Annotated in this window: 12 protein-coding genes; all 12 read left to right on the top strand. The window is 65.8% G+C overall.

From position 1 onward, the window contains the following. The first annotated feature begins 12 nt into the window (after window positions 1–12). The 12 genes from ACWMMN_RS19700 (at window position 13) to ACWMMN_RS19755 (ending at window position 14956) form a co-directional block, all read left to right on the top strand. Window positions 13–984 carry a dipeptidase gene (locus tag ACWMMN_RS19700; RefSeq protein ID WP_059239233.1) on the top strand — a complete coding sequence of 324 codons (972 nt, stop codon included), beginning with the start codon at window positions 13–15 and terminating at the stop codon, window positions 982–984. 140 nt (window positions 985–1124) lie between these two features. Then, window positions 1125–1658, top strand: a complete 534-nt coding sequence (locus ACWMMN_RS19705) for a DUF5943 domain-containing protein (protein WP_006488993.1) — start codon at window positions 1125–1127, stop codon at window positions 1656–1658. A gap of 68 nt (window positions 1659–1726) precedes the next feature. Beyond that, a complete protein-coding gene (locus ACWMMN_RS19710) occupies window positions 1727–3790 on the top strand; it encodes an NADH:flavin oxidoreductase (protein WP_174992526.1) in 2064 nt (687 codons plus the stop codon). Window positions 3791–3793: 3 nt separating this feature from the next. Further along, a complete protein-coding gene (locus ACWMMN_RS19715; protein ID WP_256087212.1) occupies window positions 3794–5719 on the top strand; it encodes a (Fe-S)-binding protein in 1926 nt (641 codons plus the stop codon). A 4-nt stretch (window positions 5720–5723) separates the two neighbouring features. Then, window positions 5724–6893, top strand: coding sequence for an electron transfer flavoprotein subunit alpha/FixB family protein (locus ACWMMN_RS19720; protein ID WP_486423824.1), 1170 nt, complete (start codon window positions 5724–5726; stop codon window positions 6891–6893). Continuing rightward, the gene (locus ACWMMN_RS19725) at window positions 6890–7675 is read left to right on the top strand and encodes an electron transfer flavoprotein subunit beta/FixA family protein (RefSeq protein WP_059239241.1); all 786 of its coding nucleotides are present in this window, start codon (window positions 6890–6892) and stop codon (window positions 7673–7675) included. The genes ACWMMN_RS19720 and ACWMMN_RS19725 overlap by 4 nt, the downstream gene beginning before the upstream one ends. 52 nt (window positions 7676–7727) lie before the next feature. Beyond that, window positions 7728–8969 (top strand): aromatic ring-hydroxylating oxygenase subunit alpha, encoded by a 1242-nt coding sequence (locus ACWMMN_RS19730; RefSeq protein WP_059239243.1) that lies wholly within the window; start codon window positions 7728–7730, stop codon window positions 8967–8969. Window positions 8970–8998: 29 nt separating this feature from the next. Then, window positions 8999–10147, top strand: a complete 1149-nt coding sequence (locus ACWMMN_RS19735; protein WP_059239245.1) for an FAD-binding oxidoreductase — start codon at window positions 8999–9001, stop codon at window positions 10145–10147. Window positions 10148–10281: 134 nt separating this feature from the next. Then, window positions 10282–11145: a glycine betaine ABC transporter substrate-binding protein gene (locus tag ACWMMN_RS19740; protein ID WP_486423825.1), complete on the top strand. Its 864-nt coding sequence runs from the start codon at window positions 10282–10284 to the stop codon at window positions 11143–11145. Between the two features lie 178 nt (window positions 11146–11323). Then, a complete protein-coding gene (locus ACWMMN_RS19745; RefSeq protein WP_059239249.1) occupies window positions 11324–12979 on the top strand; it encodes a trimethylamine N-oxide permease in 1656 nt (551 codons plus the stop codon). A gap of 206 nt (window positions 12980–13185) precedes the next feature. Further along, a complete protein-coding gene (locus tag ACWMMN_RS19750) occupies window positions 13186–13797 on the top strand; it encodes a TetR/AcrR family transcriptional regulator (protein ID WP_059239251.1) in 612 nt (203 codons plus the stop codon). A gap of 166 nt (window positions 13798–13963) precedes the next feature. Further along, window positions 13964–14956 carry a DMT family transporter gene (locus ACWMMN_RS19755; protein ID WP_486423826.1) on the top strand — a complete coding sequence of 331 codons (993 nt, stop codon included), beginning with the start codon at window positions 13964–13966 and terminating at the stop codon, window positions 14954–14956. The last annotated feature ends 4 nt before the right edge of the window (window positions 14957–14960 follow it).

Consider the following 14960-nt stretch of genomic DNA (forward strand, 5'->3'; position numbering starts at 1 on the left):
GCGAGAGCAGATATGAGCACGCTGCATCAGGACAGCATCATCATCGACGGACTGAACATTTCGAAGTTCGAGAAGCCGGTGTTCGAGGACATGCGCCGTGGCGGCATCACGGCCGCGAACTGCACGGTGTCGGTGTGGGAGAACTTCGCCAAGACCGTCGACAACATCGGCGTGATGAAGAAGAAGATCCGCGACAACGGCGAGCTGCTGACGCTCGTGCGCACGACGGACGACATCTTCCGCGCGAAGAAGGAAGGCAAGACCGGGATCATCCTCGGCTTCCAGAACGCGCATGCGTTCGAGGACAACCTCGGCTACATCGAAGCGTTCGCCGACATGGGCGTGCGCGTGGTGCAGCTCTGCTACAACACGCAGAACCTGGTCGGCACCGGTTGCTACGAGCGTGACGGCGGCCTGTCGGACTTCGGCCGCGAAGTGATCACCGAGATGAACCGCGTCGGCATCATGGTCGACCTGTCGCATGTGGGCGGCAACACGTCGTCGGAAGCGATCGCGTTCTCGAAGAAGCCGGTGTGTTACTCGCACTGCCTGCCGTCGGGCCTGAAGGAGCATCCGCGCAACAAGAGCGACGTGCAGCTGAAGGAGATCGCCGATGCGGGCGGCTTCGTCGGCGTGACGATGTTCGCGCCGTTCCTGAAGCGCGGGATCGAAGCGAACATCGACGACTACATCGAGGCGATCGACTATGTCGTGAACCTGATCGGCGAGGACGCGGTCGGCATCGGCACGGACTTCACGCAGGATTTCGCGAAGGAATTCTTCGACATGCTGACGCATGACAAGGGCCGCTATCGCCAGCTGACGAACTTCGGCAAGGTGATCAACCCGGACGGCATCCGCACGATCGGCGAGTTCCCGAACCTGACCGCGGCGATGGAACGCCACGGCTGGAAGGAGTCGCGTATCCGCAAGATCATGGGCGAGAACTGGGTGCGCGTGTTCAAGGACGTGTGGGGCGCATAAGCGCCGCATCGAGCCGAACCGCTACCCGCGATTCAACATTAGAAAAATCGGGACGTGCCCGCGCAAGCCGCGCGGGCGCGCGGACGATGTCGCGCCTGCGCACTGAGCCGCGCGGCCACTTTCCTCACGGAGTCACCACGATGCAACCGCAACTGCCGATCAACGTCGATCCCGATACCGGCGTCTGGACCACCGACGCGCTGCCGATGCTGTACGTGCCGCGCCACTTCTTCACGAACAACCACGTTGCCGTCGAGGAAGCGCTCGGCGTCGAAGCGTATGCCGAGATCCTCTACAAGGCCGGCTACAAATCGGCCTACCACTGGTGCGACAAGGAAGCGAAGCTGCACGGCCTGACCGGCATGGCGGTGTTCGAACACTACCTGAAGCGCCTGTCGCAACGCGGCTGGGGCCTGTTCTCGATCATCGAAGCCGATCCGGCCAGCGCGCGCGCGAAGATCGAGCTGCGCCACTCGTCGTTCGTGCTCCAGCAGCCGGGCAAGGAAGGCAAGCTCTGCTACATGTTCGCAGGCTGGTTCGCCGGCGCGATGGACTGGGTCAACGACACGACGCCGGAAGGCAAGGGTGCGCCGCGCGCACAATCGAAGGAAGTGCAGTGCGCGGCCGAGCATCACGACCACTGCGTCTTCGAAGTGTCGCCGATCGCGCACTGATGCACTGACTCACTGAAACAGAACAACACCCGCAACACGAGACATTCGAACGCCAGAGGTCGCCAGCGATGCGTTATCCCCACCTGTTCAAACCCATGCAGCTGAACCAGCTGACGCTGCGCAACCGGATCGTCAGCACCGCGCACGCGGAGGTGTATGCCGAGCCGGGCGGCCTGCCGGGCGACCGCTATATCCGCTACTACGAAGAAAAGGCCAAGGGTGGCGTGGGCCTGGCCATCTGCGGCGGGTCGAGCCCCGTGTCGATCGACAGCCCGCAGGGCTGGTGGAAATCGGTGAACCTGTCGACCGACAAGATCATCGATCCGCTCACGCGTCTCGCCGACACGATGCACAAGCACGGCGCGAAGATCATGATCCAGGCGACGCACATGGGCCGCCGCTCGTCGTTCCACGGCGAGCACTGGCCGCACCTGATGTCGCCGTCGGGGGTGCGCGAACCCGTGCACCGCGGCAATGCGAAGATCATCGAGATCGAGGAAATCCGCCGCATCATCGGCGATTTCGCGGCGGCCGCGAAGCGCGTGAAGGCAGCCGGCATGGACGGCATCGAGATCTCGGCCGCCCACCAGCACCTGATCGACCAGTTCTGGAGCAAGCGTTCGAACCACCGCACCGACGAATGGGGCGGCAGCCTCGAAAACCGCCTGCGCTTCGGCATCGAAGTGCTGACGGCCGTGCGCGAAGCGGTCGGCAAGGATTTCTGCGTCGGCCTGCGCATGTGCGGCGACGAATTCCACGAGGACGGCCTCGATCACGAAGCGCTGAAGGAAATCGCGCAGGCGATGTCGGAGACGGGCCTGATCGACTACCTGAGCGTGGTCGGCTCGGGCGGCGACACGCACAACACGATCGCGAACTGCATGCCGCCGATGGCATTGCCGCCGGAGCCGTTCGTGCACCTCGCGGCCGGCATCAAGTCGGTCGTGAAGATTCCGGTGATGCACGCGCAGAGCATCCGCGACGCGGGCCAGGCCGAGCGCCTGCTCGCGACCGGCATGATCGACCTGGTCGGCATGACGCGCGCGCAGATCGCCGATCCGCACATGGTGATCAAGATCCGCGACGGCCGCGAAGACGAAATCAAGCAGTGCGTCGGCGCGAACTACTGCATCGACCGCCAGTACAACGGCCTCGACGTGCTGTGCATCCAGAATGCGGCGACGTCGCGCGAAGCGACGATGCCGCACGTCATCGAGAAGTCGCGCGGTCCGAAGCGCAAGGTCGTGGTGGTCGGCGCGGGCCCGGCGGGCCTCGAGGCGGCGCGCGTCGCGAAGCTGCGCGGCCACGACGTCGTGCTGTTCGAGAAGAACGCGGAAGTGGGCGGCCAGGTGATGATCGCCGCGAAGGCGCCGCAGCGCGAGCAGATGTCGGGGATCATCCGCTGGTTCGACATGGAAACGAAGCGCCTGGGCGTCGACCGCCGTCTCGGCGTCGCCGCCGACGAGAAGATGATCATGGCCGAGAAGCCGGACATCGTCGTGCTCGCGACGGGCGGCTCGAGCTTCACGTGGCAGGTTCCGGGCTGGGGGGTGGCCGAAGGGCTCGCCGTCAGCTCGTGGGACATCCTGACCGGCAAGGTCGAGCCGAAGCAGAACGTCCTGCTGTTCGACGGCGTGAGCACGCATGCGGGCGCCGGCGTGGCCGATTTCATGGCGAGCCGCGGCTCGAAGGTCGAGGTCGTCACGCCGGACGTGAAGGTCGCCGACGATTGCGGCGGCACGACGTTCCCGATCTTCTATCGCCGCCTGTACGCGTTCGGCGTGATCCCGACGCCGAACACGATGCTCGATCGCGTCTACGAAGAGGAAGGCAAGCTGATCGCCGTGCTGCGCAACGAGTACACGGAAGAACTGGAAGAGCGCGCGGTCGACCAGGTGGTGATCGAGAACGGCTCGTCGCCGAACGACGAACTGTACTGGAAGCTCAAGCCGGAATCGGTGAACCGCGGCCAGATCGATCCGCACACGCTGTTCGCGGCCGAGCCGCAGCCGTGCCTGTCGGAAGCGCTCGGCAACGGCCGTTTCCTGCTGTTCCGTGTCGGCGACTGCATCTCGATGCATAACGTCCACGGTGCGATCTACGACTCGCTGCGTCTCGTGAAGGATTTCTAAAAGATGAATCCGTCCTTCCTCATTACCGCCCTGTTGTGGCTGTCGGTGGCGGGGCTCGCGTTCGCGGTCGCGAAGCGCTCGTCCTACTGGCGTCTGGGCCGCGCCACGGCGCCCGGCTCGTTCGGTGTCGCGAACCTGTTCGCGATCCCGAAGCGTTATTTCGTCGACCTGCACCACGTGGTCGCCCGCGACCCGTACATCGCGAAGACGCACGTCGCGACCGCCGGCGGCGCGATCGGCGCGCTGGCGCTGGTGTTCATCAACTACGGCCTCGCGATCTACTCGCCGTGGCTCGACAAGCTGATCTTCCTCGCGGCGCTCGCGATGCTGGTCGGTGCGGTGTTCGTGTGGCGCCGGCGCGCGGCCAAGGATGTGCCGGCCCGCCTGTCGCGCGGCCCGTGGAATACGCTGCCCTGGCTGCTCGGCTCGTTCGCGCTCGGCCTCGTGCTGTTCATGCTGGTGCCGACCGGCGCGATGTCGGGCGCGTTCGCGGTGCTCTGCGCGCTGCTGATCGGCGTCGGCGCATTCACGATGACGGTCGGCGCCGCGAAGGGCGGCCCGATGAAGCATGCGATCGCCGGCCTGCTGCACCTCGCGTTCCACCCGCGCCAGGAGCGTTTCGCCGCGACGCGCGAATCGTTCACCGGCAACGGTACGGCCACGCCGCCGACCGCGCTGAAGCTGCCGGACATCGAGCATCAGGAGTACGGCGTCGAGAAGCCGGTCGAATTCCGCTGGAACCAGCTGCTGAGCTTCGACGCCTGCGTGCAGTGCGGCAAGTGCGAAGCCGCGTGCCCCGCGTTCGCGTCGGGCCAGCCGCTGAACCCGAAGAAGCTGATCCAGGATCTCGTGGTCGGGATGGCGGGCGGCACCGATGCGGCGTACGCCGGCAGCCCGTCGCCGGGCCTTGCAGTCGGCCAGCATCGCGGCGAGCCGAACGGCCCGATCGTGTCGGGCCTGATCGAGGAACAGACGCTGTGGTCGTGCACGACCTGCCGCGCATGCGTGCAGGAATGCCCGATGCTGATCGAACACGTCGATGCGATCGTCGACATGCGCCGCAACCGCACGCTCGTGCACGGCACGGTGCCCGGCAAGGGCCAGGAAGTGCTCGCGAACCTGCGTGAAACGGGCACGATGGGCGGCTACGACACGGCCGCGCGCTACGACTGGTCGGTTGACCTGAGCGCGCCCGTCGCGCAGCCGGGCAAGCCGGTCGACGTGCTGTTCGTCGCGGGCGAAGGCGCGTTCGACATGCGCTACCAGCGCACGCTGCGCGCGTTCGTCACGGTGCTGAACAAGGCGGGCGTCGACTACGCGGTGCTCGGCTCGACCGAGACCGACACGGGCGACGTCGCCCGCCGGCTCGGCGACGAAGCGACGTTCCAGCAGATGGCGAAGCGCCTGATCGGCACGCTCGGCACGCTGTCGTACAAGCAGATCGTGACGGCCGACCCGCACGTGATGCACAGCCTGCGCAACGAATACCGTGCGCTCGGGCTGCGCGTGACGGTCAAGCATCACACGACCTATCTCGCAGAACTGGCCGACAGCGGCAAGATCGTGCCGAAGGCCGTCGAGGCGCTGCAGGAGAAGCGCACCACGTATCACGACCCGTGCTACCTCGGCCGCTACAACGGCGAGACGGAAGCGCCGCGCAAGCTGCTGAAGACGATCGGCATCCAGGTCGTCGAGATGGAGCGCAACGGCATGCGCGGACGCTGCTGCGGCGGTGGCGGTGGAGCGCCGCTGACCGACATCCCGGGCAAGCAGCGCATTCCCGACATCCGCATCGCCGACGCACGCACGATCGGCGCGGACGTGGTCGCGGTTGCGTGCCCGAACTGCACGGCCATGCTCGAAGGCGTCGTGGGCCCGCGCCCCGATGTGCTCGACGTCGCCGAACTCGTCGCCGCCTCGCTGGAGTGAATCGATGAACACGATCAAACGAATCGATCCGCGCCGGCCGTTCATCATCACGGCCGCCGGCCTGAAGCGCATCACGCTCGGCGAGGAAGGCAGCGCCGATGCGAACGCCGCGCAGTGGTCCGCGCACGGTCACGGCGCCGCGGCCGCGAAGCCGCGCCGCGCGTTGCAGGACCCGAAGCACGTGATGCTGGTGGTGGCGCACAGCGAGCGCGGTGCGCTCGACGACCATTCGCGGCAGGCGATTGCCGCCGCCGCGGTGCTGGCCGACGCACAGACCGAAGTCGCGCTGCTCGCGTTCGGCGAGCTGAAGGACGACGCGGCTGAACTCGGCGTCGACAAGCTGCTCGAGCTGACCGGCTTCGAGCGCCGCGCGTTCGATCCCGAAAGCGAACTGCAAGCGTTGCAGGCCTGTGTGGCCGCGCTCGCGCCGAAACACGTATTCGTGCCCGACAACGCGACGGGCGACGGCGATCTCGGCCGGCGTTACGCGGCGGCCGCCGGCGCGAGCGTCGCGACCCACGTCGTCGAAATCGACGCGAAGCATGTCGGCGCGTATGCGCAGGCCGGGCGTGCGTTTGCGACGCGAGCGCTCCCCGACGTGATCCTGCTTGCGCAGAACGCGGTCGACGCGAAGCTGCCGTTCGTCGGTGCTGGCGAGCGCCTGGCCGCCGACTTCATCCGCCCGGCAGGCGATGCCGCACAGCCATACCGCGATCTCGGCCTCGACGAAATCGACGCGGCCCAGGTTGCGCTCGAGGAAGCCGATTTCATCGTGTCGGCCGGCAACGGCGTGTCCGACATCGGCGCGTTCGAGCAGCTGGCCGGTGCGTTCGGCGCGGCGATCGGCGCGAGCCGCGTCGCGGTCGACAACGGCCACTTCGCGCGCGACAAGCAGGTCGGCGCGACCGGCAAGACGGTCGAGGCGAGCGTGTACATCGCGTTCGGCATCTCGGGCGCGGTGCAGCACTTGCAGGGGATCAAGGATTGCCGCCACGTGATCGCGGTGAACCTCGACGGCAGCGCGCCGATCGCGAAGCGCGCGAACCTGACGGTGGTGGGCGACGCGCAGGGCACGATTGCCGCGCTGATCGAACAGGTGCAGGCTGCGCGCGCCGCGCGCGGCGAATCGCCGGCCGCGGTCGGCACGCGTGAACCCGAAGGAGTCGCCGCATGAACGCCCCCCGTCCGCTGCAACGCATCGCGGTGCTCGTGTCCGTCGGCCGGCATCCGGTCAGCGGCGTCGCGCGCTACAGCCGCAACGACGCAGCCGCGCTCGAAACCGGTCGCCAGCTCGCCGGGCAACATCGCGCGAAGCTCGACGTGATCCATGCCGGCGACCCCGCGAATGCGGCGCTTGCCGACTATCTCGCGCTCGGTGCGCGGGAGGTCGAAGTGCTGGCCTGCCGCGACGGCGACGATGCCGTGCACGCGCTTGCCGCACGCATCGAAGGCTACGACCTCGTGCTGACCGGCACGCGCGCCGAGGGCGCGTACGACACCGGGATGTTGCCGTATCGCATCGCCGCGGCGCTCGGCTATCCGCTCGTCGGCTCGGCCGTCGACGTGACGGTCGAAGGCGGCCGTGCGGCCGTCCGGCAATTTTTGCCGAAAGGGCTGCGGCGGCGCGTCGATGCCGCGCTGCCGGCCGTGATTGCCGTCCATCCGCTCGCCAATGCCGAGCCGCGCTACGCGTATGCGCGGCTGCGCGCCGGCGCGATCCGGCCGGCGCTCGCGGCGCCCGGCGCGGACGCCGACGCGGCCGCGTGGACGGTCGGGCCGGTCGAGCGTAAACCCGTAAAACTGGTCGCCGCCGAGAAGCGTTCCGGGCATGCCCGGATGCTGTCCGCGACGACGACCGAAAGCCGTGGCGGCAACGTCGTAAATGAAGGGAGTTCGGTCGAAAAAGCACAAGTGATCCTCGCGTATCTGCGAGAGCATCAGCTCATCGACTACTGATTTTGATGCCTGTCGGCAAGAACCCAGGGATGCAAGGAATCCGGAGCAAACGATGAAAGTATCGGCAGACATTCGTGCACTGATCGAGCGGCGCAAGGAAGGGCACAGCCTCGATGCACCGTTCTACACGAGCGAGGACATCTTCGCGCTCGACATGGAGGCGATTTTCCGCCAGCACTGGATCCAGGTGGCGGTCGAACCGGACATTCCCGAGCCGGGCGACTACGTGACCGTGGAACTGGGGAGCGATTCGATCCTGATCGTGCGCGACGACGACATGGCGATCCGTGCGTTCCACAACGTGTGCCGTCACCGCGGTGCGCGCCTGTGCAACGAGGACAAGGGCTCGGTCGGCAACATCGTGTGCCCGTACCACAGCTGGACGTACAACCTGACGGGCCAGCTGATGTTCGCCGAGCACATGGGCGAGAAGTTCGACCGCTGCAAGCACAGCCTGAAGTCGGTGCACGTCGAGAACCTCGCGGGCCTGATCTTCATCTGCCTGGCCGACGAGCCGCCGGTCGATTTCGCGCAGATGCGCGCCGAGATGGAGCCGTACCTGCTGCCGCACGACCTGCCGAGCACGAAGATCGCCGCGCAGATCGACATCATCGAGGAAGGCAACTGGAAGCTCACGATGGAGAACAACCGCGAGTGCTATCACTGCGTCGCGAACCATCCGGAGCTGACGATCTCGCTGTACGAATACGGCTTCGGCTACCAGCGTTCCGACGCGAACGCCGAAGGCATGGACGCATTTGCAGAGACGTGCGTGCGCCGCGGCAAGGAGTGGGCCGAGATGGGCCTGCCGTCCGAGGAGATCGAAAAGCTGCTCGACGTGACGGGTTTCCGCACGCAGCGCCTGCCGCTCGACCGCAGCGGCGAATCGCAGACGCTCGACGCGAAGGTCGCCTCGAAGAAGCTGCTCGGCGGCTTCGACAAGGCCGACCTCGGCGGCCTGTCGTTCTGGACGCAGCCGAACTCGTGGCACCACTTCATGAGCGATCACATCGTGACGTTCTCGGTGATCCCGCTGTCGGCCGGCAAGACGCTCGTGCGCACGAAGTGGCTCGTGCACAAGGACGCGAAGGAAGGCATCGACTACGACGTGAAGAACCTCACGGCCGTGTGGAACGCGACCAACGACCAGGATCGCGCGCTCGTCGAATTCTCGCAGCGCGGCGCGACCAGCAGCGCGTACGAACCGGGCCCGTATTCGCCGTTCACGGAAGGTCTCGTCGAAAAATTCTCGGCCTGGTACATCGGCCGGCTCGCCGAAAAAACCGGCGAATAGGTCATAGCAGCGGACAAGCGGAGCAAGACATGATGCGAGATGCGGCCAATTTCGAGCCGACGGACAGCCGGGTCACGCGCCCGGCGTTCTGGAACGCCCTTCCCGAGCGCTGGACGAGCGACGTCGAGGAAACGCTGGTGTGCTGCCAAGTGCGGCAGGAAACGCACGACGTGAAGAGTTTCTTCTTCCGTTCGCCGCAGGGCCGCTCGTTCTCGTTCGAGCCCGGACAGTTCCTCACGCTCGAGCTCGACATCGACGGCGAAACGATCAACCGCTGCTACACGATCTCGTCGTCGCCGGCGCGGCCGCACACGGTGTCGATCACGGTGAAGCGCGTGCCGGGCGGCAAGGTGTCGAACTGGCTGCACGACAACCTGCAGCCGGGCGCACCGGTGCGCGTGCTCGGCCCGGCCGGCGAGTTCACGTGCGCACGGCATCCGGCGCGCAAGTACCTGTTCCTGTCGGCCGGCTCGGGCGTCACGCCGCTGATGTCGATGAGCCGCGCGCACCATGATCTCGCGGAAGATCGCGACATCCTGTTCGTGCACAGCGCGCGCACGCCGGACGACATCATCTTCGCGCGCGAGCTCGACCTGATCGCGTCGAATCATACGAACTTTCGCACGTCGTTCGTCGTCGAGCGCCTGGGCGCGCGCACGAACTGGCCGGGCGTCACGGGCTTCCTGACGCTGCCGCTGCTGAAGCTGATCGCACCGGATTTCATGGAGCGCGAGATCTTCACGTGCGGCCCCGCGCCGTACATGAAGGCCGTGCGCGACCTGCTCGACGAAGCCGGCTTCGATCGCAAGCAGTATCACGAGGAGAGCTTCTCGTTCGAAACGCTCGCGCAGACCGCGAGCGACGAGCTGCTTGCCGATCTCGCGCCGCCGGCCGAAGGCGGCGACGCCGCGACGAAGCAGTTCACGGTGAGCTTCGCGAAGAGCAATCGAGAGATTGCGTGCGGGTCGGAGCAGCACGTGCTGGATGCTGCGCGCCAGTCGGGCGTGCGGCTGCCGGCCTCGTGCACGCAGGGCATGTGCGGCACCTGCAAGGTGAAGCTCGTGTCGGGGCAGGTCGACATGAAGCACAACGGCGGCATCCGCCAGCGCGAGATCGACCAGGGGATGGTGCTGCTGTGCTGCAGCAAGCCGCTGTCGGATCTCGTGATCGACAAGTAGTCGAAACCCGCCATCGGCTGTCCGGGTGCGTCGCACCCGGACAAGCATCCGTCGGAAAACAACGATACCGCGGATTTGTGGTTGAAGAACCTAGAGAGACAACGCGCACGGTGCGCATATCAAGGAGATCGACCATGAAGCTGTTCGGAAAACTGTTGTGGACCGGCGCACTGTCGGCGATGGTGGCACTGAGCGCGTCGGCGCTCGCCGATACGAAGCCGACGTTGAAGATCGGCTACGTCGAAGGCTGGGACGACAGCGTCGCGACGTCGAACGTCGCGGCCCGCGTGATCGAGAAGAAGCTTGGCTACCAGGTCCAGCTCGTGCCGGTCGCGGCCGGGATCATGTGGCAGGGCGTCGCGCGCGGCGATCTCGATGCGACGCTGTCCGCGTGGCTGCCGGTCACGCACGGCTCGTACTGGGATGAATACAAGGCCAAGGTCGTCGACCTCGGCGCGAACTTCCCCGATGCAAAGATCGGCCTGATCGTGCCCGCGTACGTGAAGGCGAAGAGCATCGACGACCTGAATGCGGAGAAGGGCAGCTTCGGCGGCCGGATCGTCGGCATCGACGCAGGCGCCGGCGTGATGCGCAAGACCGACGACGCGATCAAGAGCTATGGGCTGAACTACACGCTGATGCCGAGCTCGGGCAGCGCGATGACGGCCGAGCTGTCGCGTTCGGTCAATGCGAGCAAGCCGGTCATCGTGACGGGCTGGGCGCCGCACTGGATGTTCGCGAAGTGGAAGCTGCGCTTCCTCGAGGATCCGAAGAAGGTGTTCGGCGGCGCGGAGCACGTCGACAGCGTCGTGAACCCGGGGCTCGAAACCAAGGCCAAGCCGGTCGTCGCATTCCTGAAAAAATTCCAGTGGAAGCCGGGTGAAATCGACAGCGTGATGCTCGCGATCCAGAACGGCTCGAAGCCCGAAGCGGCCGCCGATGCGTGGATTGCGGCGCATGCGGACCGCGTGAATTCGTGGACGGAAGGCGCGCAGTAAGTACCAGACGATACGTCATACGAACCATTAAAGAGACACGCCGGGAGTGGTACGCAGGAATCCGAAATAATCGTGATGCAATGCGGCCATTTCCCGGAATTGTTTTTCTGATTCTGCAAAAAAGCGCGTAAGTTGTTACACTAGCGCCCTTGTGCGGAGTCATCACAGGAGGAATTGGATGAGTCAGGCAGGACTGCGTGCGAACAGCACCAGTGATGTTGAGGCAACCATCTCACATGATTCGACGGGCCACACGCTGCATCGTGGCCTGACTTGGAAAGACGCATTCTGGGTAACGAGCGGCGTGCCGGCAGGCGTGCTGTTCACGATCGGCGGCGTATGCGCGACGATCGGCCAGCCCGCGTGGGCGATCTGGATCGCCGCGATCACGATGGGGCTGATTCAAAGCGCGACTTATGCGGAAATATCGGGGCTATTTCCCCATAAATCGGGCGGCGCGTCGGTGTATGGCGCGATCGGCTGGGTCCGTTACAGCAAGCTGATTGCCCCGGTGTCCGTGTGGTGCAACTGGCTCGCGTGGTCGCCGATGCTCGCGCTCGGCTGCGGCCTCGCGGCGAGTTATGCGCTCACGAGCCTCTTTCCCGCCAACGCGGCGGTGCTGCAGTGGCAGCTCAAGATTGCGGATCTCGGGTTCATCAAGCCGGGTCTGTCCCTGCGGATCAATGCGACGTTCATCATCGCGACGATCCTGCTTCTCATCACGTTCAAGCTTCAGCACAGCGGTGCATCGAAGGCGGCGCGCACGCAGCGCATCCTCGGCATTGCATCGCTCACGCCGCTGCTGATCGTCGGTATCGTGCCGTTCGTCACCGGCGACGTGCCGATGTCGAACCTGCTCCCGCTGCTGCCGCTCGGTCACGACGCGCACGGCAACCTCACGGCCGCGACCTTCGGCTCGTGGAACGGGCAGGGCGTCACGATGGCGCTCGGCGCGATGTTCATGGCCGGCTGGGCGTCGTACGGCTTCGAAACGGCCGTCTGCTACACGCGCGAATTCCGCGATCCGCGCCGCGATACTGCGAAGGCGATCTTCTGGTCGGGCGCGCTGTGCCTCGTCGTGATGACGCTCGTGCCGCTGGCGTTCCAGGGCGCGCTCGGCACGCAGGCGATGCTCGATCCGTCGATCGGCGACGGCACCGGCGTCGCGGCTGCGATGGCGAAGATCGTCGGCGGCGGCGCGTGGGTCGCGAATGCGGTCGTCGTGATGCTGATGCTGTCGATCCTGCTGATCGTGATGACGTCGATGATGGGCTCGTCGCGTACGCTGTACCAGGCATCGGTCGACGGCTGGCTGCCGAAGTACCTGTCGCACGTGAACGAGCACGGCTCGCCCACGCGTGCAATGTGGACCGACCTCGGCTTCAACCTCGTGTTGCTGATGATGTCGGACTACATGACGGTGCTGTCGATCTCGAACGTCTGCTACATGCTGTTCGTATTCCTGAATCTTCAGTCGGGCTGGATCCACCGGATGGATCGCGGCAACTGGGATCGGCCGTTCCGCTGCCCGACCTGGCTGCTCGTCGCAGGCTCGCTGTGCGGCTACGCGAACCTCGTCTATGTCGGCGCGGGCGCGAACCTGCAGGGCGACGGCACGCTGCGCAACGGGCTGATCGCGATGCTGCTGATCGTGCCGGTGTTCCTGTTCCGCCACTACTGGCAGGATCGCGGCCGTTTCCCGGCGCAGATGCAGCGCGACATGGAGCTCGAAGTGCCGAAGCGCGCGATGTGGCTGAACCTGATGCCGTACGCCGCGCTGATCGGCGCGGGGCTGACGATCTGGCTGTCGTATTACTTCGCGTGGGTGAAGTGACGCGTCGGGCCGTGTAACGGCGCGCACCGCCCGGAAACCGCACACGGGCGGTGCGATCGATCTCGCGGCAAGCAACGAAAGCCCGACCGGCTGCAACCGGTCGGGCTTTCGTCGTTCAGGGCCGGCACCATTGCCGGCGTGCGCCGCGCAAGCACGCGATCGACGGCGCTTGATTTTGGGAATGATCGGTTCTAATATCCGGACTCATGAGCCCGACCTCTCCCGGCTCCCGTGACAGGGGGCGCCCACGCGAATTCGACCCCGACGAGGTGATCGACGCGGCTGCGCGCGTGTTCTGGGAGCAGGGGTACCACGCGACGTCGATCGATACGCTGTGCGAGGCGACCGGCGTGTTTCGCGGCAGCCTGTACCGCACGTTCGGCGACAAGCACGGGTTGCTGGTCGCCGCGTTCGATCGTTACGCGGAAGGGGCGATCGCCCGGCTCAAGGAGCGTCTCGCGGCAGATCTGCCGCCGCGGCAGGCGCTCAGGGAAGCGCTGCTGTACTACACGGAAATCGGTGTGCGGCTGTCGGAGCGCCGCGGCTGTCTCATCACGAATTCGGCCGTCGAGCTGCTGCCCGGCGACGACGCGTTGCGGCCGTACATCGAATCGACGCTGCTGCGCATCGGCACGCAGTTCAGCCTTGCGGTCGCACGCGGCCAGCAGTCGGGCGATTTCGACCGGAACCTCGATCCGGAGGAGGTCGGCCGGTTCCTGCTGTGTCTGATCCAGGGCATGCGCGTGCTGGGCAAGTCGAGTGCGTCGGAGGCGGAACTGGCCTCGATCGTCGAAATCGCAATGCGGGCGCTGACCTGATTTTTTTGATTATTTTGAGAATGATCGGTTTCAAATAGTGCGTATTCCAGGTACGGCCGCAGAAACCATGAAGGGCCAGCAGATTCGGTAAGGAAGTTCAAGACATCCCGCCGCTGCACGCAGTCGCACCGGCGTCATTGTTCAATTAATTTGGGAATGATCGGTCATGAATGGTGCAAATTTCGCAGCACCCGCCGCAAGCGCGTACGGGAAAGGCATCGCGGCATGTGTATGCGCGACGATCCTGATGGGCGTGATGTTCCCGGTGATGACCGACGCGTTGCGATACATCGATCCGTTCACGTTTACGTCGCTGCGCTATCTGATCGCGGGCAGCGCGTTCATCGTGCTGTTGCGGATCGTCGAAGGGCCCGGCGCATTCCGCCCGGCGGGTGAATCCGTGCCGCTGGCATGGCTGCTCGGTTCGATCGGCTTTTGCGGGTTCGGATCGTTCGTGTTCCTTGGCCAGCAACTGGCCGGCGCCGAAGGCGCGCTGACCGCATCGATCATGATGGCGACGCAGCCGATGATGGGGCTGCTGCTCAACGCGCTGGTGCGACGCGTCGCGCCCGCACCGGTGTCGGTGCTGTTCGTCGTGCTGTCGTTTGCCGGCGTGGCGCTCGTCATCACGCGCGGCGACGTGATTGCCGCGCTGCACGAACCGCAGCACGAGGCGGCCAATGCGCTGATCGTCGTCGGTGCGTTGTGCTGGGTCGTCTACACGTTCGGCGCGGCGCGCTTCACCGGCTGGTCCGCGCTGAAGTACACGACGTTCACGACGTGCCTCGGCCTGACCACGATCGTCGCGGTCAATCTGATGCTGATCGCGACGCACGGGATCGCGGCGCCGTCATGGGCCGCCGTGCGCGCGGTGCTGCCGCATCTCGCGTACATGGGGCCGGTGGCCGGTTTCGGCGCGATCCTGCTGTGGATGACGGGCAACCGGATCCTGGGGCCGATGAACGGCGTGCTGTTCATGGACGTCCTGCCGATCACCGCGTTCATCGTGTCTGCCGCGACGGGCGTGGTGCCCAATCGCGCGCAGATCGCGGGTGCCGCGCTGACGGGCGTGGCGCTGATTCTCAACAACCTGTATCTGCGGCGCCGGGCGCGGCGCATCGGCACGGCGCCTGCGCGCGTGCCGTCGCCTTCCGCATGACGCA

This window comes from Burkholderia cepacia complex sp. TUM26381 (genome assembly GCF_057439935.1).

Coding starts and splice junctions, on each gene's coding strand:
- ACWMMN_RS19705 (WP_006488993.1), top strand. CDS start 1,125: ATGCAACCGCAACTGCCGATCAACGTCGATCCCGATACCGGCGTCTGG.
- ACWMMN_RS19710 (WP_174992526.1), top strand. CDS start 1,727: ATGCGTTATCCCCACCTGTTCAAACCCATGCAGCTGAACCAGCTGACG.
- ACWMMN_RS19720 (WP_486423824.1), top strand. CDS start 5,724: ATGAACACGATCAAACGAATCGATCCGCGCCGGCCGTTCATCATCACG.
- ACWMMN_RS19755 (WP_486423826.1), top strand. CDS start 13,964: ATGAATGGTGCAAATTTCGCAGCACCCGCCGCAAGCGCGTACGGGAAA.
- ACWMMN_RS19740 (WP_486423825.1), top strand. CDS start 10,282: ATGAAGCTGTTCGGAAAACTGTTGTGGACCGGCGCACTGTCGGCGATG.
- ACWMMN_RS19700 (WP_059239233.1), top strand. CDS start 13: ATGAGCACGCTGCATCAGGACAGCATCATCATCGACGGACTGAACATT.
- ACWMMN_RS19750 (WP_059239251.1), top strand. CDS start 13,186: ATGAGCCCGACCTCTCCCGGCTCCCGTGACAGGGGGCGCCCACGCGAA.
- ACWMMN_RS19730 (WP_059239243.1), top strand. CDS start 7,728: ATGAAAGTATCGGCAGACATTCGTGCACTGATCGAGCGGCGCAAGGAA.
- ACWMMN_RS19735 (WP_059239245.1), top strand. CDS start 8,999: ATGATGCGAGATGCGGCCAATTTCGAGCCGACGGACAGCCGGGTCACG.
- ACWMMN_RS19725 (WP_059239241.1), top strand. CDS start 6,890: ATGAACGCCCCCCGTCCGCTGCAACGCATCGCGGTGCTCGTGTCCGTC.
- ACWMMN_RS19715 (WP_256087212.1), top strand. CDS start 3,794: ATGAATCCGTCCTTCCTCATTACCGCCCTGTTGTGGCTGTCGGTGGCG.
- ACWMMN_RS19745 (WP_059239249.1), top strand. CDS start 11,324: ATGAGTCAGGCAGGACTGCGTGCGAACAGCACCAGTGATGTTGAGGCA.